Raw genomic sequence first — 20,554 nt, 5'->3', positions numbered from 1 at the left:
TCGCTACGGAGACGACCCCATGAAGCCGCTTCTCATCGCCGCCGTTCTCGCGGTTCTGCCCGCCGCCGCCCAGGCGCAGGTCGCCGCCGGCACGGTGCCCGACCCGTTCGCGCGGCAGGGGCAGGCCGCCGAGGCCGAGCCCGCGCCGCCGGCGGCGCGCGAGCCGCTCCGGGCCGCCGCTGAACCGACCCTGCGGACGATCATCGCCAGCGCCCAGGCCGGGGCCATGGATTATTCGGCGATGACCGAGGATCTCGCCTCCAAGGTGCGGGAGCAGGAGGCGCAGGTGACGCCGCTGATCCAGAGCTTCGGGGCCCTGCAATCGGTCGAATTCGTGGGCAGCCAGAACGGCGCCGACCTGTTCGCCGTGACCTTCGCCGAGGCGGCCACCCAGTGGGTCATCGGCTTCAACGAGGACGGCAAGGTCGCCGCCCTGCTGTTCCGTCCCGCGGAATAGCAGACGGGCCGACGCGATCGCCGGCCCGCCGTCTTTCTCCGGGCTCTCGCCCTATCCGCGCTGGAACAGCCGGGCCGAAGCCAGGCACGGCCCATCCGCGCAGTCCTTCATGATCAGCCGGGCCCGGTAGGCGCCGTCGGCGGCCGGGGCGATCTCGACGATCGGCACGTCGTCCTCAAGCACGTCGCTGGTCACGACCGTCCCCGCGCCGTCGCGCAGTTCGAGGTCGAGGTTCTCGCACCCGATGTTGCAGACGCCGACGATGCGGTAGGTCTGGCCGCCGCGCAGATTCAGGGTCCATTCGTGCGACCCGTCCTGGGCGATGTCCCGGTGCTGGTCTGCAACGCCCTCGGCCGGTGTGAAGTTCTCGCGCGCCATCTGGACGGCGGCTTCCTGCAACAGGCGTTCGGTCAGGGCCTGGGCTTCGGGATCGGGCGCGGCGGCGGCGGCGGCAGCCGGCGCAGCGGCCGGGGCCGCGGCCTCCGTCTTGTCCGCGCCGCCCTCTCCACAGGCCGCGAGCAGCGTCAGCGACGCCAGAGCCGCCGCAGCGGTCAACGGTTTCAACATACTGGATTTCCCCTCCACGCCGCCGGTCGACGGCGAACGACGATCGGCCGCCGCGCGCGGCGCGTCAATCGTCGTGTCGGGGTCGGCCGCGCCGGCTCTTGATCGTCGACCGCTTGGCCTTGCTCTCCAGTCGCCGCTCCTTCGAGGCGCGCGTCGGGCGGGTGGGCACGCGATACACCGGCCGGATCGAGGCCTCGTCGACCAGGGCCTGAAGCCGTTCGACCGCGTCGGCGCGATTGCGCTCCTGGGTGCGGAAGCGCACCGCGGTGATCAGCACCTCCCCGGCCTGGGTCGCCCGGCTGCCGGCCAGCTTCAGCAGCCGTTCCTTGACCGGCTCGGACAGCGACGGCGAATTGACCACGTCGAAGCGCAGCTGGACGCTGGTCGAGACCTTGTTGACGTTCTGCCCGCCGGGCCCGCCGGCGCGGAAGAAGCGGAATTCCAGCTCGTCCTCGGGGATGACGGTCATCGGACCGCCCGCCTCGCGATGACCACGGCCCGGTCGAGCGCCTGCAGGAAGTTCGAACGGTCCTTCGGCCCGAACGGCGGCGGCCCGGAGGTGGCCACCCCCATCGAGCGCAGGTGCTCGCCGACCATGCGCCCCGCAAGCGCGGAGCCTATCGAATCCGGGGTGAACGGCTGACCGTTGGCCTTCAACGCCTGGGCCCCCGCCTTGAGGCAGCGGTCGGCCAGCGGGATGTCGGCGGTGATCACGATGTCGCCCGGCCCGGCCCGCTCGGCGATCCAGTCGTCGGCGACGTCGGGACCGGCGTCGACCACCACCTGCTCGATCCACGGTTCGCGCCGGGTATTGATCCAGCCGTTGGAGACCACGAACACCTTCAGCCCGCAGCGCTCCGCCACCCGGTAGACCTCGTCCTTCACCGGGCAGGCGTCGGCGTCGATGAAGATGCGGGGGGAAGACAAGGTTCTAGGTTCTAGGGGCTAGGGACTAGGTGTCAGTGGAGCCGCGCAGGCGGGAGCGCCAATCTACCCTAGAACGTAATCCCTAGAACCTAATCCCTGACTCCTACCGGCCGTAGGCCGGCGGCATGGCCCCCTCGCCGCCCTGCGCATAGCGGTCGCGCAGCAGGAACTGGCGGCTGGTCGGGGCCTGCTCCTGGCCGTTGACCCAGATGCGCTCGGCGATGGTCAGCGGCTCCAGCGGATCGCCGGACCAGACCACCACGTCGGCGGCGGCGCCGGGGCGCAGCTCGCCGAACTGGCCGGCCATGCCGAAGATGCGGGCCGGATTGACGGTGATCGCCTCGATCGCCGCCTCGTACGGCAGGCCGTGGGATACGGCGTTGCCGGCGTTGTAGCGGGTCTCGCGGGCGCGATGGATCGACCCCTCGTTGCCCTTGATGGCGATGGTCACCCCGGCGGCGTCCAGCGCCGCGGCGTTCTGCATCCGCGCGGCGCGGGTCTCGAGGCTGCCCGGCAGGTTGGAGATCGGGTTGAGCAGCACCGGCACGTCGGCGGCGGCGATCTGGTCGGCCACCAGCCAGCCCTCCTCGGCGCCGTCGAGGATGATCTTCACCCCCTCCTCGCGCGCCAGGCGGAGCACCTGCAGGATGTCGGCGGCGCGGCGCACGGTGACGATCAGCGGCATCTGCCCGTTCGCCACCGGGATCAGGGCCTCCAGATCGGCGCGAGACAGACTGAGGTCGCGCAGGCCGGCGCGGTCGTAGGCCGCCTTGTTGCGCGCGTAGAGGCGGACCTCGGCCAGGGTCTCCTTGAACTGGACGAACTGGGCCCCGCGGGCCCCGCCGGCGACGCCGGCCCCGGCCTCGCCGAACGGCGCGACCATGGCCACGCGCGGCTTGACCAGGATGTCGGTCCCGGCGGCGAGGTGGATCACCGCCGCCTGGCCGGCGAACAGGCTGGGCGACTGGAAGCCGCCGTGGCCGACGCCGGCGAAGTCGGAATCGTCGTGGGCGTGGCCGCCGCCCCCGCCGCCCGGGTGATTGGGCACCACCACCGCGCGGGTGATGCCGCCCAGCCGGGCCACCGGCAGGGTGATCGACCACGGATCGAGCCCGTAGCTGACGTCAAACGAGGCGCTGATGGTGTTGGCCCCGTTGCGCAGGTCGTCGGAGCCGCCGACCGAGGAGATCTCCGAACCGCCGAGGCCGGAGTCCACGGCGACGAGGCCGGGCGACACCACCTTGCCGCGGGCGTCGATGACCGTCGCGCCCGAGGGGGCCGCGCCGGTCCCGACCGAGACGACACGGCCGTCGCGGATGACCACGGTGCCGTTCTCGATGACCGAGGTGCCGGTCAGCACCCGGCCGCCGGTGATGGCGGTGAGCTGCTGGGCCATGGCGGGGGCGGAGAAGGCCAGCGCGCAGGCGGCGCCGAGGATGAGGCTCTTGAGGCGCATCAGCGGGCTCCCTGCGGAACGTTGGCGGCGGCGACGCCGAAGCCGGGCTGGCCCAGCTCGAAGTCGGACAGCGGCTGGTAGGCCGGGTTCATGCGGTCGAAGGCGAGGCCGCCGTCGACGAACACCTGGTCGGCGCGGGCGTAGACGCTGAACGGATTGGCGCTCCAGATCACCACGTCGGCGCGCTTGCCGGCCTCGAGCGAACCGGTCTGGTCGGCGATGCCGAGCGAGCGAGCCGGGTTGAGGGTGATCCAGCTGATCGCCCGCTCCTCCGGAATGTCCATGCCCATGCGGCGGCCGGCGGCCAGCGCGGCGGCGGCTTCCTGGTTGAGGCGCTGGGTCAGTTCGGCGTCGTCGGAGTGGATCACGGCGCAGCTGTTCGGCGGGGCGTCGACGAGGGCGGCGTTGGCCTCCACCGCGTCCAGCGCCTCCATCTTGAAGCCCCACCAGCCGGTCCACATGTCGGCGCAGATGCCTTCGCGGGCCAGGGTGGGGGCCAGCTTGTAGGCCTCGATGGCGTGATGGAAGGCGGTGATGCGGAAGCCGAACTCCTTCGAGAGGTCGATCATCTGGGCCATCTCGTCGGCCCGGTAGCAGTGGTTCTGCACCAGGATCGAGCCGTCCAGCACGCCGGCCAGGGTCTCGTTCTGCAGGTTGCGGGTGGGCGGCGAGCCCTCGCCGTCCTCGCGCCACTTGTCCCACTTGGCCTTGTACTCGCGCGCGGCGATGAAGGCGGCGCGGTAGCCGGCCATGTTGCCCATGCCCGTGGCCGGGCTCTGGTTGCGGCCGCCATAGACCCGGGACGGGTTCTCGCCGCAGGCCATCTTCAGCCCGTAGGGCGCGCCGGGCATCTTCATGCCCTGCATGGTCACCGAGGGCACGTTGCGGACGGTGACCCCGCGGCCGCCGAACAGGTTGGCCGAGCCGGGCAGGATCTGGAGGGTCGTCACGCCGCCGGCGCGGGCGGCGTTGAAGCCGGGATCCTGCGGCCACAGCGAATGCTCGGCCCAGACCTGGGCGGTGTTCGGGCTGGTCGCCTCGTTGCCGTCGCTCATCCCCTGCACGCCGGGCGAGGGATAGACGCCGAGATGCGAGTGGACGTCGATGATGCCCGGGGTGACGAAGCGGCCGCGGGCGTCGACCACCTGGTGGCCGGCCGGCACCGGGGTCGAGGCGTCGCCGACCGCCGCCACTCGGCCGTCGGTGACGATCACCACGCCGTTGTCGATGCGCTGGCCGGCGCCGGTGAACACGGTGCCGCCGACGATGGCCATGTTCTGGCGCGGCAGGCCGCGATAGGTCGAGGGGAAGGGGTCGGGGTTGGCCGCGGCGTCGAGGCCCCGGGCGAGGGCGGCGCGATCGCCGTTGTCGGACGAGGCGGCGGCGTCGCCGTCCGGGCCGTTGCTTCCGGTGGTGGCGCAGGCGGTCAGCGCCGCGCAGGCGAGGGCGGCGAGGCTGGCGCCCCGCAGGCGGTGAAGTCTCATCGAAGCATCCCCTGATGCGCCCGAGCTGGAGAACGGGGCGCCGGTCGGGAGGGATTAGAAATGGCTCCGCCGCGTCGCGACAAGGCCGGAAACATTACAAGTCTGTAAGGCGTCTCCGCAGATCATCGGTCGTCAATCCGGCGACCGAGATCATCTTGGTGCGGGCCTGTCCGCCGCGCTCCAGACTGACGGCGGATTTCGACACGCCGAGGGTCTTCGCCAGCAGTTTCAGCAGGGCCGCATTGGCCTCGCCCTCGACCGGCCGGGCGCGCACCCGGACCTTGAGGACGGGACGCCCGTCGGCGTCCACGTCCCAGCCGTCGATGCGGTCGAAGGCGGCGCCCGGCGTCAGCCTCACGGCCAGCCGGGCGGCTGCCTCAGCCAAGAGCGGCCATCAGCTCCGGCACGGCCGTCTTGTAGTCGGCGACCAGGCCGTAGTCGGCGACCTGGAAGATCGGCGCGTCCGGGTCCTTGTTGATCGCCACGATGACCTTGGAGTCCTTCATGCCGGCGAGGTGCTGGATGGCCCCCGAGATGCCGATGGCGATGTACAGCTGCGGCGCGACCACCTTGCCGGTCTGGCCGACCTGGTAGTCGTTCGGCGCATAGCCGGCGTCGACCGCGGCGCGCGAGGCGCCGACGGCGGCGCCCAGCTTGTCGGCCAGCGGGTCCATGACGGCGTGGAACTCCTCGGCGGAGCCGAGCGCGCGGCCGCCGGAAACGACGATCTTCGCCGCGCCCAGCTCCGGACGGTCCGACTTGACCATCTCCTCGCCGACGAAGGTCGTCTTCGGGGCCTCGCCGCCGGCGACGGTCTCCACCGACGCCGAACCGCCCTCGCCGGCCGCCGCGAAGGCGGTCGAGCGCACCGTGATGACCTTCTTCGCATCCGAGGTCTGGATCGTCTCCAGCGCGTTGCCGGCGTAGATCGGGCGCACGAAGGTGTCGGGCGCGACCACCTCGACGATGTCCGAGATCGGCGCGACGTCGAGCTTCGCGGCGATACGCGGGGCGTAGTTCTTGCCGTCGGTGGTGGCGGGGGCGAGGACGGCGTCGTAGCCGTCCGCCAGCGGCAGGACGGTGGCCTCGACCGCCTCGGCCAGCGCCTTGCCCAGGCCCGCGCCCTCGGCCAGCAGAACCTTGCGCACGCCGGCGATCTTGGCGGCCGCGTCGGCGACGCTCTGCGCGCCCTGTCCGACCACAAGGATGTCGACGTCCCCGCCGACCTGTCCGGCGGCGGTGACGGTCTTGTGGGTGGTGTCGCGAAGGGCCGAGCCGTCGTGGTCGGCGATGACGAGGACGGCCATTACAGGACTCCCGCGGACTTGAGGGTTTCGACCAGTTCGGCGGCCGAGGCCACCTTGACCCCGGCGGCGCGCTTCGGCGGCTCGGTGACCTTCTGCACCTTCAGGCGCGGCGCCGTGTCGACGCAGTAGTCGGCGACCGCCTTCACGGCGATCTCCTTCTTCTTGGCCTTCATGATGTTGGGCAGGGAGGCGTAGCGCGGCGTGTTGAGGCGCAGGTCGACGGTGACCACCGCCGGCAGTTCGGCGGCCAGGGTCTGCAGGCCGCCGTCGATCTCGCGCGTCACGGTCGCCTTGCCGCCGCCGATTTCCAGCTTCGAGGCGAAGGTCGCCTGCGGCCAGTCCAGCAGGGCGGCCAGCATCTGGCCGACGGCGTTGTTGTCGCCGTCGATCGACTGCTTGCCCATCAGCACGAGGTCGGGCTTCTCTTCCTCGACCACGGCCTTGAGCACCTTGGCCACGGCCAGCGGCTCGAGGTCGCTGTCGGACTGGATCAGGACGCCCCGGTCCGCGCCCATGGCCAGGGCCGTGCGGATGGTCTCCTGGGCCTGGGTCACCCCGATCGAGACCACGACGATCTCGGTCGCCGTGCCGGCGGCGTGATGCTCCTTGCCTTCCTTCAGGCGCACGGCCTCCTCGACGGCGATCTCGTCGAAGGGGTTCATGCTCATCTTGACGTTGGCCAGATCGACGCCGGTCTGGTCCGCCTTCACGCGGGCCTTGACGTTGTAGTCGATCACCCGTTTGACGGGGACGAGAACCTTCATTGCGCTATCCACAAAGTCGCCGGAATGTTGGGTCAGGCAATAGGTACCCCCCGCCCGGCCTGTCAACGTAACGCGGCGTCAACGCGCCAGCCTCCGGATCGTCCCATGCACCGTCTCCTGACCATGAAACGGCTCAGCATCCTGTTTCTCTGCACCTTTGCGGTGGCGGTGGGCCTGACCTTCGCCTGGCAGGGCCTGGTCAAGGCGCCGGAGGAGCGTTGCGAGGCCAGCGGCCGCTGGTGGGACCCCGAGGGCCGCGAGTGCGCCAAGCCGGTCTCGATCGCCGAGATCACCGGCCGGCCCATCGGCGTCAGCCGCGCCGAGGCCTCGGACGCCAAGAACCGGGAACTGATCGCCATCGAGGACCAGCTGCAGGCCCGGAAGGCCGCGCGCGACGCCGACGCCGCGCGCCAGCGCGCCGCCCTGGCCGAACAGCGCTGATCAGCGGGTCGCGCCCGGAACCCACTTCACGTCGTCCGCCCCGTTGGCGTTGGCCCGGCGCGCGGCGACGAACAGGTGATCCGAAAGCCTGTTGAGATAGCGAACGGCGGCCGGGGTGACGGCCTCGCCCGCTTCCATCAGCCGCACCGCCCCGCGCTCGGCTCGACGGCAGACCGTGCGGGCCAGATGCAGGTGAGCCGACAGGGCCGAGCCGCCCGGCAGGATGAAGCTGTCGAGGGCCTTCAGGCTCTCGTTCATCCAGTCGATCTCCTGCTCCAGCCGCTCCACCTGGCCGTCGAGGATGCGCAGCGCCTCCCATTTCGGCGGCGGGTCCAGCGGCGTGGCGAGGTCGGCGCCGAGGTCGAACAGCTCGTTCTGGATGCGTCCCAGCATGGCGTCGATGCGGTCGTTCTGGCCCGAATGCAGCCGCGCCACGCCGATCACGGCGTTGAGCTCGTCGACTGCGCCGTAGGCCGCGACGCGCGGGTCCGTCTTCGACACCGGCGCGCCTGAGGCGAGCCGGGTCTGACCGGCGTCCCCGGTCTTCGTATAGATGCGGTTGAGAACGACCACCGCCTCAGGCCCCGTGCGTGGATTTCCACCACATCCCGACGACCAGCAACACCACCGCCACCGCCTGCAGGGCGACGCGCAGCCGCATCAGCTTGTTGGAGCGCGATCGCGCCTCGGGCCCTTCCTGGTAGAGGGAGCGGATGCCGAAGCCGAGGGTGATCGCCACGGCGGCGATGGCCAGAAGGATGAGGATGTCGAACACGTTCATGTCCGACATCCTACGATCCCCGCGTCAGTAGCGGTAGTGCTCCGGCTTGAAGGGACCGGCGACGGGCACGTTGATGTACTTCGCCTGTTCGTCCTTCAGCACGGTCAGCTTGGCGCCCAGTTTGCCGAGGTGGAGCGCCGCGACCTTCTCGTCGAGGTGCTTGGGCAGGGTGTAGACGCGGTTCCCGTAGGCCGCCTTGTTGGTCCACAGCTCGATCTGGGCCAGCGTCTGGTTGGTGAAGCTGGCCGACATCACGAACGACGGGTGGCCGGTGGCGTTGCCGAGGTTCACCAGACGGCCTTCGGACAGCAGGATGATCTTCTTGCCGTCCGGGAACTCCACGTGGTGGACCTGCGGCTTGATCTCGTCCCACTTGAAGTTCTTCAGGCCGGCGACCTGGATCTCCGAGTCGAAGTGGCCGATGTTGCAGACGATGGCGTTGTTCTTCATCGCCCGCATGTGGTCGACGGTGATGACGTCCTTGTTGCCGGTGGCGGTGACGAAGATGTCGGCGTCGGACGCGGCGTCCTCGAGGGTGACGACCTCATAGCCTTCCATGGCGGCCTGCAAGGCGCAGATCGGGTCGATCTCGGTGACCTTCACCCGGGCGCCGCCCTGGCGCAGTGAGGCGGCCGAGCCCTTGCCCACGTCGCCGTAGCCGCAGACCACGGCGACCTTGCCCGAGAGCATGACATCGGTGCCGCGGCGGATGGCGTCGACGAGGGACTCGCGGCAGCCGTACAGGTTGTCGAACTTGGACTTGGTGACGCTGTCGTTGACGTTGATCGCCGGGAACGGCAGCTCGCCGCGCTCGGCCATCTGGTACAGGCGGTGCACGCCGGTGGTGGTCTCTTCCGACACGCCGCCGATGGCGTCGCGGATGGCCGAGTAGAAGCCGGGCTTCTCCTTCAGGTACCGCTTCATCACCGCGTAGAGGGCTTCCTCTTCCTCGTTGGTCGGCTTGTCGAGGACGGACGGGTCCTTCTCGGCCTTGGGCCCGAGCACGCACAGCAGGGTGGCGTCGCCGCCGTCGTCGAGGATCAGGTTCGGATAGCCGCCGTCGGCCCATTCGAAGATCTTGTGGGCGTAGTCCCAGTACTCCTCCAGCGTCTCGCCCTTGACGGCGAAGACCGGCGTGCCGGCGGCGGCGATGGCGGCGGCGGCGTGGTCCTGGGTCGAGAAGATGTTGCACGACGCCCAGCGCACCTCGGCGCCCAGCGCCTCCAGCGTCTGGATCAGCACGGCCGTCTGGATGGTCATGTGCAGCGAGCCGGCGATGCGGGCGCCCTTGAGCGGCTGGTTCTTGCCGAACTCGGACCGCAGCGCCATCAGGCCGGGCATTTCGGTCTCGGCGATGGCGATCTCCTTGTTGCCGTAGTCGGCCAGGGAGATGTCGCGGACGATGTAGTCGGTCATGGGTCGGTTCCGGTCGCTGTTTCGCGCGGCCTATAGACCGCCCGTCGCCACGGGGCAAGAAACGCATAAAGATGTCTTTATATGTTTGCCCGCGACCGCGCTGGCGGAGCACCGGGTTCTGCGCTCTATTGGCGGTTCAGTCGGCTGGAGGGCGGGATGCGACGAGCAGCGGCGGCATCTGTGGGCGCGGCGATCATGGCTCTTTCGGCGGGGGCGGCATGGGCGCAGGGCGCTCCGCTTCCGGCGACGCCTGACGGAACCGTGACGGTTCTTCACGCAGGGCGGCTGCTGGACCGCCCGGGCCGCGCCCCCCGTGGCCCCTCGACCGTGATCATCCGCGACGGTCGCATCGTGGAGGTCCGGGACGGATTCGTCGACGCTTCCGCCTGGCCCGGCGCCCGCGTGGTCGACCAGCGCGACCGCTTCGTCCTGCCGGGCCTGATCGACAGCCACGTGCATCTGGTCTCCGACCTCGGCGGCCAGGCCGGCTTCCTGTCCGGGATCACCGAGAATCTGCCCACGCACGCCTTCCGGGCGGCCGGGAACGCCGAGAAGACGCTGATGGCCGGCTTCACCACGGTGCGGAACCTCGGCGACGACGGCGGCGTGACCCTGGCGCTGCGCGACGCCACCGCCGAGCACCGCCTCGCCGGGCCGCGCATCGTCGACGCCGGAAACAGCATCTCGACCACGTCGGGGCACATGGATTCCCGGCTCGGCTTCAACGACGATTTTCGTGAGACCGTGCCCCACGACAACGTCTGCAACGGCCCGGAAAGCTGCCGTGAGGCCGTGCGGCTGCAGGTCGGCCGCGGCGCCGACGTGATCAAGATCGCCACCACCGGCGGGGTCAACAGCCGCATCGGCGCGGGCCTCGGCGCCCAGATGTTCGAGGACGAAGCGCGGGCCCTGATCGAGACCGCCCACCTGTACGGCCTGAAAGTAGCCGTGCACGCCCATGGCGCCGACGGCATCAACCTGGCCCTGCGGCTCGGCGCCGACTCGATCGAGCACGGGACCATCTTCGACGACGAGACCCTGCGGCTGTTCCGCCAGTCCGGGGCCTACTACGTGCCCACCCTTTCGACGGTGAACGGCTATATCGAACGGCTGGAGGCGGACCCGAACGCCTATCCGCCCGAGGTGCTGCCCAAGATCCGCTGGCGCATCTCGATCACCGGCCAGTCGCTCGCGCGCGCCGTCCCCGCCGGCGTGCGCATCGCCTTCGGCACCGACGCCGGCGTGTCGAAGCACGGCCGCAACGCCGACGAGTTCGCCCTGATGGTCCAGCATGGCATGACGCCCATGCAGGCCCTGGAGGCCGCGACGGTGAACGCCGCCGACCTGCTGGGTCTGGCCGATGAAATCGGCTCCCTTGAGCCCGGCAAACGCGCCGACATCGTCGCCGTCGACGGCGATCCGCTGCAGGACGTGACCGTGCTGACCGACATGGATTTCGTGATGCGCGACGGGCGGGTGTACCGGAACGACCGATAGGTGGCTGGTGGCTGGCGCCTGGCGGCTGGTGAGGGAAAGGTATGTCGAGCGACGTCCGAAGCTATCAGGATCTGGACGTCTGGCGCTTCGCAGTTGACTGGGCGGAGCTGATCTATCGAACCACCGCCGGCTGGCCCCGGGACGAACGCTTTGGCCTCGTCAGTCAGATCCGGCGCTCCGCCGTCTCTGTCGCGTCGAACATCGCCGAGCGCCCGGCCAGACGAAGCACCGGCGAGTTTCTCCAGTTCGTCGGAATGGCGCAAGGTTCGCTGGCTGAAGCCGAAACTCAGCTTTTGATCGCTGCTCGGCTCGGATATTTGCAGCAGCAGGAGCACCGTGAGTTGACGGAGTCCGCCGGCCGGATCAGCCGCATGTTGGCGTCTCTGGGGTCGGCCCTGAAGCGTCGCAAGAGCAGTTGAATGCCCAGCCACCAGCCACCAGCCGCCAATCACCCCTTCACGCCCCGCCACGACTGGACCCTCGCGGAAGTGGAGGCCCTGTTCGCCCGCCCTTTCATGGAGCTGGTCTACGAAGCCGCGACCGTGCACCGGCGCTGGTTCGATCCGTCGGAGGTGCAGAAGAGCCAGCTGCTGTCGGTCAAGACCGGCGGCTGCGCCGAGAACTGCGGCTACTGCTCGCAGTCGGCCAGCTTCGACACCGGGCTGAAGGCGGAGAAGCTGATGGACGCGTCGGCGGTGATCGCCGAGGCGATGGCGGCGAAAGCGGGCGGGGCCAGCCGCTTCTGCATGGGCGCGGCCTGGCGCGAGCTGAGGGACCGCGACACGCCGAAGCTGGCGGCCATGATCGCCGGCGTGAAGGCGCTGGGGCTGGAGACCTGCGCCACCCTGGGCATGCTGACGGCGGACCAGGCGCGGCAGCTGAAGGCGGCGGGGCTGGACTATTACAACCACAACCTCGACACGGGCCCCGAGTACTACGCCGAGGTGGTGACCACCCGGACCTATCAGGACCGGCTGGAGACGCTGGCCCATGTGCGCGACGCCGGCATGAGCACCTGCTGCGGCGGCATCGTCGGCATGGGCGAGAGCCGGCGCGACCGGGCCGGTCTGCTCCACGCCCTGGCCACCCTGCCGGAACACCCCGACAGCCTGCCGGTCAACGCCCTCGTGCCGGTGACCGGCACGCCGCTGGGCGACCGGGTGAAGCGCGAGGGCGAGATCGATCCGATCGAGTTCGTGCGCACCGTCGCGGTGGCGCGGCTGGTCTGCCCCAAGGCGATGGTGCGCCTGTCGGCCGGCCGCGAGACGATGAGCCCGGAGATGCAGGCGCTGTGCTTCCTGGCCGGGGCCAACTCCATCTTCGTCGGCGGCCGCCTGCTGACCACGCCCAATCCGGAGCAGGACGAGGACGCCCGCCTGTTCGCCCTGCTCGACCTGCGGCCGATGGAGCCCCTCCCGGCGGGCGCCGCCGCCGCCCTCGGCGTCGTCAGCGCGTGTAGTAGTAGTCGGCGATCTCGCAGACGTTGACCCCGAAGCGGGTCAGCTCCTGGCCGTTCGAAAAGCGCGCCCTGAAATCGTAGAGGCAGGCTCCCGACCCGTCGTCGATGTTCATCATCACGCTGGCGCCCGCGGCGAGCACGCCCGCGCCGAGCATGTCTTCCTGCCAGTCGTCGAGACGGGCGTCGGAGGCGTAGAAGTGCGTCATCGTCCAGCCGGTCTGGTTGTGGATGCGCACCCGCCGGTTCAGACCGTCCCGCGACTGCGCCGGGACGGCGGCGGTCCTGTCGGCGGCGATGAAGGGCCCGGCGGCGGCGACCACGGGAGCGGCGGAGAGCACGGCCGCGACGAGGCAGGCGCGAACAGCGGTTTTGAAGGCGATCATCTCATTCTCCTTCGGGGCCGGACCCGCGCCGGCGACCCTGACCACCGCCTTGTGCCGGTCTCGCGGCGCTTCCGCGACTGACGACGCCTGACGGGGAATCCGCCGCGGGGCCTTGCGGCCCATGGGGTGTTTCCCATATCGGCGACAACCGCCGGAAAACCCCCGCACATCGTGGGGCTATCGGGCGAGACACGTAGCAACAGATCGGACCCTTGATCGGGGGCGGTCACGCGCGGCGCTCCCTGGCGAGGCCGCCGCATCGCCCGCTGAACGGAGAGAAAAAAGAGCCCATGGCCAAGATCATCGGCATCGACCTCGGCACCACCAACTCGTGCGTGGCCGTCATGGACGGCAAGAACCCGAAGGTCATCGAGAACGCGGAAGGCAACCGCACCACCCCGTCGGTGGTGGCCATCCAGGACGGCGGCGAGGTTCTCGTCGGCCAGCCCGCCAAGCGCCAGGCCGTGACCAACCCGGCCAACACCTTCTTCGCCATCAAGCGCCTGATCGGCCGCAACTACGACGATCCCGTCGTGGCCAAGGACAAGGGCATGGTGCCCTACGAGATCGTCAAGGGCCCGACCGGCGACGCCTGGGTGCGCGCCCATGGCAAGGACTATTCACCCCAGCAGATCTCGGCCTACACGCTCGGCAAGATGAAGGAGGCCGCGGAGGCCTACCTCGGCGAGACGGTCACCCAGGCGGTGATCACCGTCCCGGCCTACTTCAACGACTCCCAGCGCCAGGCCACCAAGGACGCCGGCAAGATCGCCGGCCTCGAGGTGCTGCGCATCATCAACGAGCCGACCGCGGCCGCCCTGGCCTATGGTCTCGACAAGAACGACGGCCAGAAGATCGCCGTCTACGACCTCGGCGGCGGCACCTTCGACGTCTCGATCCTCGAGATCGGCGACGGCGTGTTCGAGGTGAAGTCGACCAACGGCGACACCTTCCTCGGCGGCGAGGACTTCGACCTGCGTCTGGTCGACTACCTGGCCGACGAGTTCAAGAAGGAGCAGGGCGTCGACCTGCGCCAGGACAAGCTGGCCCTGCAGCGCCTGAAGGAAGAGGCCGAAAAGGCCAAGAAGGAACTGTCCTCCACGACCCAGTACGAGGTCAACCTGCCGTTCATCACCATGAACCAGTCGGGCCCGCTGCACCTCAACATCAAGCTGTCGCGCGCCAAGCTGGAGGCCCTCGTCGAGGACCTGGTCCAGCGCACCATCGAGCCGTGCCAGAAGGCCCTCAAGGACGCGGGCCTCAAGGCCTCGGACATCGACGAGGTGGTTCTGGTCGGCGGCATGACCCGCATGCCCAAGGTGCAGGAGGCGGTGAAGGCCTTCTTCGGCAAGGAGCCGCACAAGGGCGTCAACCCGGACGAGGTCGTGGCGCTGGGCGCCGCGGTTCAGGCCGGCGTGCTGCAGGGCGACGTCAAGGACGTGCTGCTGCTCGACGTGACCCCGCTGACCCTCGGCATCGAGACCCTCGGCGGCGTCTTCACCCCGCTGATCGAGCGCAACACCACCATCCCGACCAAGAAGAGCCAGACCTTCTCGACCGCCGACGACAACCAGTCGGCCGTGACCATCCGGGTCTTCCAGGGCGAGCGGCCGATGGCGGCCGACAACAAGATGCTCGGCCAGTTCGACCTGATGGGCATCCCGCCGGCCCCGCGCGGCATGCCGCAGATCGAGGTCGCCTTCGACATCGACGCCAACGGCATCGTGCACGTGACGGCGAAGGACAAGGCCACCAACAAGGAGCAGTCGATCCGCATCCAGGCCAACGGCGGCCTGTCGGACGCCGACATCGAGAAGATGGTCAAGGAAGCCGAAGCCAACGCCGCGGCCGACAAGGCCCGCAAGGAGCTGGTCGAGGCCCAGAATTCGGCCGACGCCCTGATCCACTCGACCGAGAAGGCCCTGTCAGAGCACGGCGACAAGATCGGCGAGACCGAAAAGGCCGCCATCCAGACGGCGCTGGACGACCTGAAGTCGGCCAAGGACGGCACGGATCCGGAAGCCATCCGCGAGAAGACCAACACCCTGGCCCAGGCTTCGATGAAGCTGGGCGAGGCCATGTACGCGTCCCAGCAGGGCGCGGGCGAGGCCGGGGCGGCGGAACAGCCGGCCGACGACGGCGTGGTCGACGCCGAGTTCGAGGAAGTGTCGGACACGGACGATAAGAAGAGCGCCTGACGAGGGCGCAGAACCTCAAGGCCCCGCTTGTCTTTCCGACGGGCGGGGCCTTTTCATGAAACTTGCATCGAGGGATCGGGCGCCCATGTCAGTCCGGTCGACGCCACCGCTTCAGACGCCCGGGAACAGGGCGCGGGGCGCGGCGGGAGAGTAAGAGGACGAACGCCGGATGGCGCGGGACTATTACGAAATTCTGGGGGTCGAGCGGACGGTCGACGCCGCGGGCCTGAAGTCGGCCTATCGCAAGCTGGCCATGCAGCATCACCCCGACCGCAACGGCGGTTGCGAGGAGGCGATGGCGCGCTTCAAGGAGATCTCCGAGGCCTACTCGGTGCTGTCCGACGAGCAGAAGCGCGCCGCCTACGACCGCTTCGGCCACGCCGGCGTCAACGGCGGCGGCGGCAATCCCTTCGGACAGGGCGGAGCCGGCTTCGCCGACGTCAACGACATCTTCTCCCAGGTCTTCGGCGAAGCCTTCGGCGACGTGTTCGGCGGCCGGACCGGCCGGTCGCAGGCGGGGCCGCGCCGCGGCTCGGATCTGCGCTACGACCTCGAGATCACCCTTGAGCAGGCCTACAAGGGCGCCGACGTCGAGATCGCGGTGCCCACCACCGCCGCCTGCGAGACCTGCGAGGGCTCGGGCGCCAAGCCGGGGACCAAGCCGGTCACCTGCACCACCTGCCAGGGCGCCGGACGCGTGCGCACCGCCAACGGCTTCTTCCAGGTCGAGCGCACCTGCCCCCGCTGCGGCGGCCAGGGCCAGATGATCGCCGAGCCGTGCGGGACCTGCCACGGCCACGGCCAGGTGCGGAAGAACCGCAAACTGCAGCTCAAGGTCCCGGCCGGGGTCGACGACGGCTCGCGCATTCGCCTGTCGGGCGAGGGCGACGCCGGCCAGCGCGGCGGACCGCGCGGCGATCTCTACGTGTTCATCTCGGTGACCCCGCACGAGCTGTTCGAGCGCGACAACCTCGACCTGCTGGTCACCGTGCCGGTGCCGATGACCGTGGCGGCCCTGGGCGGCGAGATCGACGCCCCCTGCCTGGTCTCCGACGCCTGCGACGGCCGCTGCAAGCAGCCGGTGACGGTGCCGGCGGGGGCCCAGACCGGCAAGACGGTGCGCATCAAGGGCAAGGGCATGCCCCACCTGAACGGCCGCCAGCGTGGCGACCTGGTGGTCGAGCTGTTCGTCGAGACCCCGACCGACCTGACGCCGCACCAGAAGGAGCTGCTGCAGGAGCTGGCCGCCTCGCTGGGCGAAAGCCAGACGCCGCGCAACACCAGCTTCGCGGGCAAGGCCAAACGCTTCTGGGCCGACATCCTCGGGGAAACGGCCCAGTGATCACGCCGGGGGGCAGGACTTGAGCGCCATCTTTCACGCCGGCATCTCCGGCGCCCGCGGCCGCATGGGCCGCGCCGTCTCCGCGGTGCTGGACGCGCGCGAGGACGTGGTCGTCGCCGCCCGCTTCGACCGGGGAGAGACGCCCGACGTGTCGCTGTGCGACGTGATCATCGACTTCTCGACGGCGGAAGCCTCGGTGGAGCTGGCGCGGACCTGCGCCGCCCGCGGCGGCCCCGCCCTGGTGATCGGCTCCACCGGCCTGTCGCCCGAGCAGGAGGGCGAGATCCTGAAGGCCTCGGAGAAGATCGCCATCGTGCGCAGCGGCAACTTCTCGCTGGGCGTCAACATCCTGATCGGCCTGGTGCAGCACGCCGCCCAGCGGCTCGACGCCGCCGACTGGGACATCGAGATCGCCGAAGCCCATCACCGCCGCAAGGTGGACGCCCCCTCGGGCACCGCCCTGATGCTGGGCGAGGCGGCGGCAGAAGGTCGCGGCCAGGACCTCCCGGACCTGCGCGCCGCTCCGTGGGACGGCATCACCGGGCCCCGGCCCGTGGGGAAGATCGGCTTCAGCTCGGTCCGCGCCGGCGGCATCGTCGGCGAGCACACGGTGATGTTCGCCTCGGACGACGAGGTGCTGACCCTCAGCCACTCGGCCATCGACCGCGCCCTGTTCGCCAAGGGCGCCGTGGCCGCGGCCGCCTGGGTGCGCAGCCGCAAGCCCGGCCTCTACGACATGCAGGACGTGCTGGGCTTCCGCCAGGCGTGATCAGTGTGCGTGGCGCGTGCGGTGGGCGCCGCCGGTCGCCAGCGACTTGATCAGGAAGAATACGGCGATGACGATGGCGTAGCCGAGGAACAGGGCCAGCAGCGCCATCCAGAAGCCCAGGGTCAGCAGCGGCGGCAGCTCCAGCGGACCTCCGTCCAACACCGGCCGGATCACCCCGATGGCCACGTGCGCCACCGCGGCGCCCAGCGCCGTCGCCCACAGCCGCCGCCAGCCGGTCATCAGCAGGGCCGCGATCACGGCGATGAGCAGGCCCATGACCTGGTTGACGCCGTCGAACCCGCCCTGCGCCAGGCCGAACAGGCCAGACAGGATGGCGCCGATCGAATCGAACAGGGACTCCATACGCCGACCTCCCTCTCATGCGGCCAGCTTGGCCGTGGAGCAGGGTTAACGCCGGTTCTCGGGATTGGCTCCCTAGCGCCCGGTCGAGCCGAAGCCGCCGGCGCCGCGCGCCGTCACGTCCAGGGTCCCGACCTCCACCATCGTCGCCTGTTCGTGGCGGGCGATGATCATCTGGGCGATGCGCTCGCCGCGGCGGACGACGAACGGCTCCGCGCCGTGGTTGATCAGGATCACCCCGACCTCGCCGCGATAGTCGCTGTCGATGGTGCCCGGCGAATTCAGGCAGGTGACGCCATGCTTCAGGGCCAGCCCCGAGCGCGGCCGAACCTGCGCCTCGAAGCCCGGCTGCAGGGCGATCTTCAGCCCCGTGGGGACCAGCGCGCGGGTGCCCGGCTGGAGCGTCAGCGGGGTCTCGTCGGGCACCGCCGCGCGCAGGTCCATACCGGCCGATCCGGACGTCTCGTAAGCCGGAAGCGGCAGGCCTTCGGCGTGCGGCAGACGTTCGACGCGGAGGGTGGTCATGGGCGACGGGACCTGAATGGACGATGTCGCGCTTATCTCCTTTCGGGTCGCGCTTTTCCACCCGCGATGTCGCGCTTGTGGACGCCCGGATATCGACTATTCGCCACCCGGTATGTGGCGGTTCTCACCCGATGTGATCGGCGATGCGAACGGCCAGCTTGCGCGCCACCTCCGCCTTCGATTGGCGGGGCCAGGCCTCGGCGCCCCCGTCCCGGGTGAACAGGGTCACCGCGTTGGCGTCGGCGCCGAACACCTCGCCCGAGACGTCGTTGCCGACGATCCAGTCGCAGCCCTTCCTCGACAGCTTGGCGCGGGCGTTGGCCTCGAGATCGGCGGTCTCGGCGGCGAAGCCGATGACCAGACCGGGCCGCTTCGGCCCCGGCGCCGAGACAGCGGCGAGGATGTCCGGGTTCTCGATCAGCGCCAGCGAGGGCGGCCCGCCAGGGGCCTTCTTGATCTTCCCCGAGGCGACGCCGTCGACGCGCCAGTCGGCCACGGCGGCGCTCATCACCGCCACGTCGGCCGGCAGGGCCGCCTCGACCGCCGCCTGCATCTCGCGGGCGGTCTCGACCCAGACCCGCTCCACCCCCGCGGGCACGGACAGGGCCACGGGGCCGGAGACCAGGGTGACCTTCGCGCCCAGCTCCGCCAGCGCCGCGGCGATGGCGTAGCCCTGCTTGCCGCTGGAGCGGTTGGTCAGGCCGCGCACCGGGTCGATCGGCTCGAAGGTGGGGCCGGCGGTGACGACGGCGCTTCGCCCCGTCAGCGGGCGGCCGTCGGGGCCGGCGAGCAGGCCTTCGATGGCGACCAGGATCGCCGCCGGCTCGGCCATGCGGCCGGGGCCGAACTCGCCGCAGGCCATCTCGCCCTCGTCCGGCCCGACCGCCGCCGCGCCGTGGAAGCCGTCGAAGGCCTTCAGCCGCTCGACGTTGGCCTGCACCGCGGGGTGCCGCCACATGCGGACGTTCATGGCCGGCGCCAGCAGCACGCGCTTGTCCGTGGCCAGCAGGGTGGTCGAGGCGAGGTCGTCGGCCAGGCCGTTGGCGGCCTTGGCGATCAGGCCCGCCGTAGCCGGCGCCACGACCACCAGGTCCGCCCAGCGCGACAGCTCGATGTGGCCCATCGCCGTCTCGTCCTCGGGCATGAACAGCGCCTGCCGGACGGGATGTCCGGTGAGGGCGGCCAGCGACATCGGCGTGACGAACTCCGCGCCGGCGGCCGTGAGCACGCTCATCACCTCCGCGCCCGCCTTGCGCAGCAGGCGGACCAGCTCGAGCGCCTTGTAGGCGGCGATGCCGCCCCCGACGATGAGCAGGATCTTGCGTCCGGACAGCGAGAGCGTGGCCATGCTCCTGATCTAGCGACGCGTTCCGCCGGCGTCGAGGGACGCGGCGGTCAGGGAGAACATTGCATGAACAGTTAACCTGTGGTTAACCTTTCGCGGGGTCGTCCCCCAGCAAGGGAGGGTGTGATGTCGGATTTGCGTACGATCACCGCCGCCACGGCGGTCCTTCTGGCGCTCGCCGCCTGCGACGACGGCGCGTCCGCGGTCGAGACGCGCGAGCGACGGGCGGCGGAGTTGGGGAGCGCAGCGCCGCTCGCGACCTCCGCACCGACCGGGGCGCCGCCCTCGCGCGAAGCGCCGCCGCCGATGACGGCCAACCGTCGCGAGACGGTCGACGAGAAGATCGTCCGGCTGTTTGAGCGCAACGGCGCCGACTTCGAGGCCCGTACGGCTGCCGAGTATCTGGAGAAGGTGCGGGCTTTCACGACCCGGCCGCCGGCGGGCACGGAGCGGGTGGAGCGCGCCAACGGCGACGTCCTGTTCTACCAAGCCTCGACCAACACCTTCGCGGTGGTGGCGCGCGACGGCGCGCCCAGGACCATGTTCAAACCGGACGACGGCGCCGCCTACTGGGCCGAGCAGAAGGCCCGGGCCCCCGACTTCGGCCGGCGGCGGAGCGCCCCGGACTGATCGTCAGGCCGCCTCGTCCTCGCCGCCGTCGGCCAGTTCGCGGATCAGCTCCAGCGCCAGCTTCTGCTGCCGGGTCGACAACTGCGGCGCCAGGCGGCCGATCTCGATGGTGTATCGGGTCGCCGGGTAGTCGTGCTCGTAGGCCGCGCCGCCCTCGGCCATGCCCGCGATCTGCGCCCCCGACAGGCCCTCGAAGAAATAGCCGATATCGACCTTGAAGAACCGCGCGATATCCCAGAGCTTCGACGCCGAGATGCGGTTTGCGCCCTTCTCGTACTTCTGGATCTGCTGGAAGGTCAGCCCGAGCGCACGGCCAAGGTCGCTCTGGTTATAGCCGAGCGCCAGTCTCTTTTCACACACCCTGCGGCCCACGTGCCGGTCGACCGGGTGGGGGCCTTCCTCGCCCTTGCCTCTCGCCATGGTCACTCGCCCTCTGCGTCAAAAGC

Annotated in this window: 25 protein-coding genes; 9 read left to right on the top strand and 16 right to left on the bottom strand. The window is 70.2% G+C overall.

Annotation, left to right across the window (positions count from 1 at the left end):
* The first annotated feature begins 19 nt into the window (after positions 1-19).
* On the top strand, positions 20-457 hold the full coding sequence (locus BM333_RS02535) for a hypothetical protein (RefSeq protein ID WP_092306952.1): 438 nt from the start codon (positions 20-22) through the stop codon (positions 455-457).
* A 51-nt stretch (positions 458-508) separates the two neighbouring features.
* On the opposite strand, the gene BM333_RS02530 is transcribed toward BM333_RS02535, so the two are convergent.
* The 8 genes from BM333_RS02530 to BM333_RS02495 all read right to left on the bottom strand — a co-directional run bounded on the left by BM333_RS02530 (position 509) and on the right by BM333_RS02495 (position 6,962).
* Positions 509-1,024, bottom strand: coding sequence for a hypothetical protein (locus BM333_RS02530; protein WP_092306950.1), 516 nt, complete (start codon positions 1,022-1,024; stop codon positions 509-511).
* Positions 1,025-1,088: 64 nt separating this feature from the next.
* Positions 1,089-1,493: an alternative ribosome rescue aminoacyl-tRNA hydrolase ArfB gene (gene arfB, locus BM333_RS02525; protein ID WP_092306947.1), complete on the bottom strand. Its 405-nt coding sequence runs from the start codon at positions 1,491-1,493 to the stop codon at positions 1,089-1,091.
* Complete coding sequence (locus tag BM333_RS02520) at positions 1,490-1,951, bottom strand: YaiI/YqxD family protein (protein WP_092306945.1); 462 nt, start codon at positions 1,949-1,951, stop codon at positions 1,490-1,492. Before BM333_RS02520 ends, arfB begins: the two co-directional genes overlap by 4 nt.
* Positions 1,952-2,054: 103 nt before the next feature.
* Entirely contained in the window at positions 2,055-3,407 is a 1,353-nt protein-coding gene (locus BM333_RS02515; RefSeq protein ID WP_092306942.1) for an amidohydrolase family protein, read from the bottom strand.
* Positions 3,407-4,891, bottom strand: a complete 1,485-nt coding sequence (locus tag BM333_RS02510) for an amidohydrolase (protein ID WP_092306940.1) — start codon at positions 4,889-4,891, stop codon at positions 3,407-3,409. The genes BM333_RS02515 and BM333_RS02510 overlap by 1 nt, the downstream gene beginning before the upstream one ends.
* A 94-nt stretch (positions 4,892-4,985) precedes the next feature.
* Complete coding sequence (locus BM333_RS02505) at positions 4,986-5,276, bottom strand: DUF167 family protein (RefSeq protein WP_092306937.1); 291 nt, start codon at positions 5,274-5,276, stop codon at positions 4,986-4,988.
* Positions 5,269-6,198 (bottom strand): electron transfer flavoprotein subunit alpha/FixB family protein, encoded by a 930-nt coding sequence (locus BM333_RS02500; protein ID WP_092306935.1) that lies wholly within the window; start codon positions 6,196-6,198, stop codon positions 5,269-5,271. The genes BM333_RS02505 and BM333_RS02500 overlap by 8 nt, the downstream gene beginning before the upstream one ends.
* Complete coding sequence (locus BM333_RS02495) at positions 6,198-6,962, bottom strand: electron transfer flavoprotein subunit beta/FixA family protein (RefSeq protein ID WP_092306933.1); 765 nt, start codon at positions 6,960-6,962, stop codon at positions 6,198-6,200. Before BM333_RS02495 ends, BM333_RS02500 begins: the two co-directional genes overlap by 1 nt.
* A 105-nt stretch (positions 6,963-7,067) precedes the next feature.
* Between BM333_RS02495 and BM333_RS02490 the strand changes: the two genes are divergently transcribed.
* Positions 7,068-7,403, top strand: a complete 336-nt coding sequence (locus BM333_RS02490; RefSeq protein ID WP_092306931.1) for a hypothetical protein — start codon at positions 7,068-7,070, stop codon at positions 7,401-7,403.
* Here BM333_RS02490 and BM333_RS02485 read toward each other — a convergent pair whose 3' ends face one another.
* Genes BM333_RS02485 through ahcY form a run of 3 tightly spaced genes read right to left on the bottom strand, consistent with a single transcriptional unit; the run spans position 7,404 to position 9,600 of the window.
* Positions 7,404-7,976, bottom strand: coding sequence for a cob(I)yrinic acid a,c-diamide adenosyltransferase (locus BM333_RS02485; protein ID WP_092306929.1), 573 nt, complete (start codon positions 7,974-7,976; stop codon positions 7,404-7,406). It abuts the gene before it with no gap.
* A 4-nt stretch (positions 7,977-7,980) separates the two neighbouring features.
* Positions 7,981-8,193, bottom strand: a complete 213-nt coding sequence (locus BM333_RS02480; RefSeq protein WP_342741654.1) for a twin transmembrane helix small protein — start codon at positions 8,191-8,193, stop codon at positions 7,981-7,983.
* A gap of 15 nt (positions 8,194-8,208) precedes the next feature.
* The gene (gene ahcY / locus BM333_RS02475; protein WP_092306927.1) at positions 8,209-9,600 is read right to left on the bottom strand and encodes an adenosylhomocysteinase; all 1,392 of its coding nucleotides are present in this window, start codon (positions 9,598-9,600) and stop codon (positions 8,209-8,211) included.
* 261 nt (positions 9,601-9,861) lie between these two features.
* Between ahcY and BM333_RS02470 the strand changes: the two genes are divergently transcribed.
* Genes BM333_RS02470 through bioB form a run of 3 tightly spaced genes read left to right on the top strand, consistent with a single transcriptional unit; the run spans position 9,862 to position 12,584 of the window.
* Positions 9,862-11,097 carry an amidohydrolase family protein gene (locus tag BM333_RS02470; protein WP_218151403.1) on the top strand — a complete coding sequence of 412 codons (1,236 nt, stop codon included), beginning with the start codon at positions 9,862-9,864 and terminating at the stop codon, positions 11,095-11,097.
* A 41-nt stretch (positions 11,098-11,138) separates the two neighbouring features.
* Positions 11,139-11,516 carry a four helix bundle protein gene (locus BM333_RS02465; protein ID WP_092306923.1) on the top strand — a complete coding sequence of 126 codons (378 nt, stop codon included), beginning with the start codon at positions 11,139-11,141 and terminating at the stop codon, positions 11,514-11,516.
* The gene (gene bioB, locus BM333_RS02460; RefSeq protein WP_092306921.1) at positions 11,517-12,584 is read left to right on the top strand and encodes a biotin synthase BioB; all 1,068 of its coding nucleotides are present in this window, start codon (positions 11,517-11,519) and stop codon (positions 12,582-12,584) included.
* On the opposite strand, the gene BM333_RS02455 is transcribed toward bioB, so the two are convergent.
* On the bottom strand, positions 12,544-12,939 hold the full coding sequence (locus BM333_RS02455; protein ID WP_092307581.1) for a hypothetical protein: 396 nt from the start codon (positions 12,937-12,939) through the stop codon (positions 12,544-12,546). The two genes, bioB and BM333_RS02455, sit on opposite strands and share 41 nt — an antisense overlap.
* Positions 12,940-13,229: 290 nt before the next feature.
* Here BM333_RS02455 and dnaK point away from each other — a divergent pair, with 290 nt between their 5' ends.
* The 3 genes from dnaK (at position 13,230) to dapB (ending at position 17,248) form a co-directional block, all read left to right on the top strand.
* A complete protein-coding gene (gene dnaK, locus BM333_RS02450; protein ID WP_092306919.1) occupies positions 13,230-15,137 on the top strand; it encodes a molecular chaperone DnaK in 1,908 nt (635 codons plus the stop codon).
* A gap of 169 nt (positions 15,138-15,306) precedes the next feature.
* Positions 15,307-16,479 carry a molecular chaperone DnaJ gene (dnaJ, locus tag BM333_RS02445; RefSeq protein WP_092306917.1) on the top strand — a complete coding sequence of 391 codons (1,173 nt, stop codon included), beginning with the start codon at positions 15,307-15,309 and terminating at the stop codon, positions 16,477-16,479.
* 19 nt (positions 16,480-16,498) lie between these two features.
* Positions 16,499-17,248: a 4-hydroxy-tetrahydrodipicolinate reductase gene (dapB, locus tag BM333_RS02440; RefSeq protein ID WP_092306915.1), complete on the top strand. Its 750-nt coding sequence runs from the start codon at positions 16,499-16,501 to the stop codon at positions 17,246-17,248.
* On the opposite strand, the gene BM333_RS02435 is transcribed toward dapB, so the two are convergent.
* The 3 genes from BM333_RS02435 to coaBC form a co-directional block, all read right to left on the bottom strand.
* The gene (locus BM333_RS02435) at positions 17,249-17,611 is read right to left on the bottom strand and encodes a hypothetical protein (protein ID WP_092306913.1); all 363 of its coding nucleotides are present in this window, start codon (positions 17,609-17,611) and stop codon (positions 17,249-17,251) included.
* Between the two features lie 72 nt (positions 17,612-17,683).
* The gene (gene dut / locus BM333_RS02430) at positions 17,684-18,133 is read right to left on the bottom strand and encodes a dUTP diphosphatase (RefSeq protein WP_092306911.1); all 450 of its coding nucleotides are present in this window, start codon (positions 18,131-18,133) and stop codon (positions 17,684-17,686) included.
* Between the two features lie 124 nt (positions 18,134-18,257).
* On the bottom strand, positions 18,258-19,481 hold the full coding sequence (gene coaBC, locus BM333_RS02425; protein WP_092306908.1) for a bifunctional phosphopantothenoylcysteine decarboxylase/phosphopantothenate--cysteine ligase CoaBC: 1,224 nt from the start codon (positions 19,479-19,481) through the stop codon (positions 18,258-18,260).
* A gap of 123 nt (positions 19,482-19,604) precedes the next feature.
* On the opposite strand from coaBC, the gene BM333_RS02420 reads away from it, so the two are divergent.
* Complete coding sequence (locus tag BM333_RS02420) at positions 19,605-20,108, top strand: S-type pyocin family protein (RefSeq protein ID WP_092306906.1); 504 nt, start codon at positions 19,605-19,607, stop codon at positions 20,106-20,108.
* A 3-nt stretch (positions 20,109-20,111) separates the two neighbouring features.
* On the opposite strand, the gene BM333_RS02415 is transcribed toward BM333_RS02420, so the two are convergent.
* A complete protein-coding gene (locus BM333_RS02415) occupies positions 20,112-20,528 on the bottom strand; it encodes a helix-turn-helix domain-containing protein (RefSeq protein ID WP_092306904.1) in 417 nt (138 codons plus the stop codon).
* Positions 20,529-20,554 lie beyond the last annotated feature (26 nt).

This window comes from Brevundimonas viscosa (assembly GCF_900116065.1).
GTDB lineage: Bacteria > Pseudomonadota > Alphaproteobacteria > Caulobacterales > Caulobacteraceae > Brevundimonas > Brevundimonas viscosa.
The sequence above is the reverse complement of the archived record's forward strand: the minus strand, read 5'-3'. Positions and strand labels throughout refer to the sequence as shown.

Excerpts from the sequence above, each read along its gene's own strand:
- ahcY (WP_092306927.1), bottom strand. The coding sequence starts at position 9,600 with ATGACCGACTACATCGTCCGCGACATCTCCCTGGCCGACTACGGCAAC.
- BM333_RS02495 (WP_092306933.1), bottom strand. The coding sequence starts at position 6,962 with ATGAAGGTTCTCGTCCCCGTCAAACGGGTGATCGACTACAACGTCAAG.
- BM333_RS02515 (WP_092306942.1), bottom strand. The coding sequence starts at position 3,407 with ATGCGCCTCAAGAGCCTCATCCTCGGCGCCGCCTGCGCGCTGGCCTTC.
- arfB (WP_092306947.1), bottom strand. The coding sequence starts at position 1,493 with ATGACCGTCATCCCCGAGGACGAGCTGGAATTCCGCTTCTTCCGCGCC.
- BM333_RS02535 (WP_092306952.1), top strand. The coding sequence starts at position 20 with ATGAAGCCGCTTCTCATCGCCGCCGTTCTCGCGGTTCTGCCCGCCGCC.
- BM333_RS02455 (WP_092307581.1), bottom strand. The coding sequence starts at position 12,939 with ATGATCGCCTTCAAAACCGCTGTTCGCGCCTGCCTCGTCGCGGCCGTG.
- BM333_RS02415 (WP_092306904.1), bottom strand. The coding sequence starts at position 20,528 with ATGGCGAGAGGCAAGGGCGAGGAAGGCCCCCACCCGGTCGACCGGCAC.
- bioB (WP_092306921.1), top strand. The coding sequence starts at position 11,517 with ATGCCCAGCCACCAGCCACCAGCCGCCAATCACCCCTTCACGCCCCGC.
- BM333_RS02510 (WP_092306940.1), bottom strand. The coding sequence starts at position 4,891 with ATGAGACTTCACCGCCTGCGGGGCGCCAGCCTCGCCGCCCTCGCCTGC.
- dnaK (WP_092306919.1), top strand. The coding sequence starts at position 13,230 with ATGGCCAAGATCATCGGCATCGACCTCGGCACCACCAACTCGTGCGTG.
- BM333_RS02490 (WP_092306931.1), top strand. The coding sequence starts at position 7,068 with ATGCACCGTCTCCTGACCATGAAACGGCTCAGCATCCTGTTTCTCTGC.
- BM333_RS02420 (WP_092306906.1), top strand. The coding sequence starts at position 19,605 with ATGTCGGATTTGCGTACGATCACCGCCGCCACGGCGGTCCTTCTGGCG.
- BM333_RS02435 (WP_092306913.1), bottom strand. The coding sequence starts at position 17,611 with ATGGAGTCCCTGTTCGATTCGATCGGCGCCATCCTGTCTGGCCTGTTC.
- coaBC (WP_092306908.1), bottom strand. The coding sequence starts at position 19,481 with ATGGCCACGCTCTCGCTGTCCGGACGCAAGATCCTGCTCATCGTCGGG.
- BM333_RS02500 (WP_092306935.1), bottom strand. The coding sequence starts at position 6,198 with ATGGCCGTCCTCGTCATCGCCGACCACGACGGCTCGGCCCTTCGCGAC.
- dut (WP_092306911.1), bottom strand. The coding sequence starts at position 18,133 with ATGACCACCCTCCGCGTCGAACGTCTGCCGCACGCCGAAGGCCTGCCG.
- dnaJ (WP_092306917.1), top strand. The coding sequence starts at position 15,307 with ATGGCGCGGGACTATTACGAAATTCTGGGGGTCGAGCGGACGGTCGAC.
- BM333_RS02480 (WP_342741654.1), bottom strand. The coding sequence starts at position 8,193 with ATGTCGGACATGAACGTGTTCGACATCCTCATCCTTCTGGCCATCGCC.
- BM333_RS02530 (WP_092306950.1), bottom strand. The coding sequence starts at position 1,024 with ATGTTGAAACCGTTGACCGCTGCGGCGGCTCTGGCGTCGCTGACGCTG.
- BM333_RS02465 (WP_092306923.1), top strand. The coding sequence starts at position 11,139 with ATGTCGAGCGACGTCCGAAGCTATCAGGATCTGGACGTCTGGCGCTTC.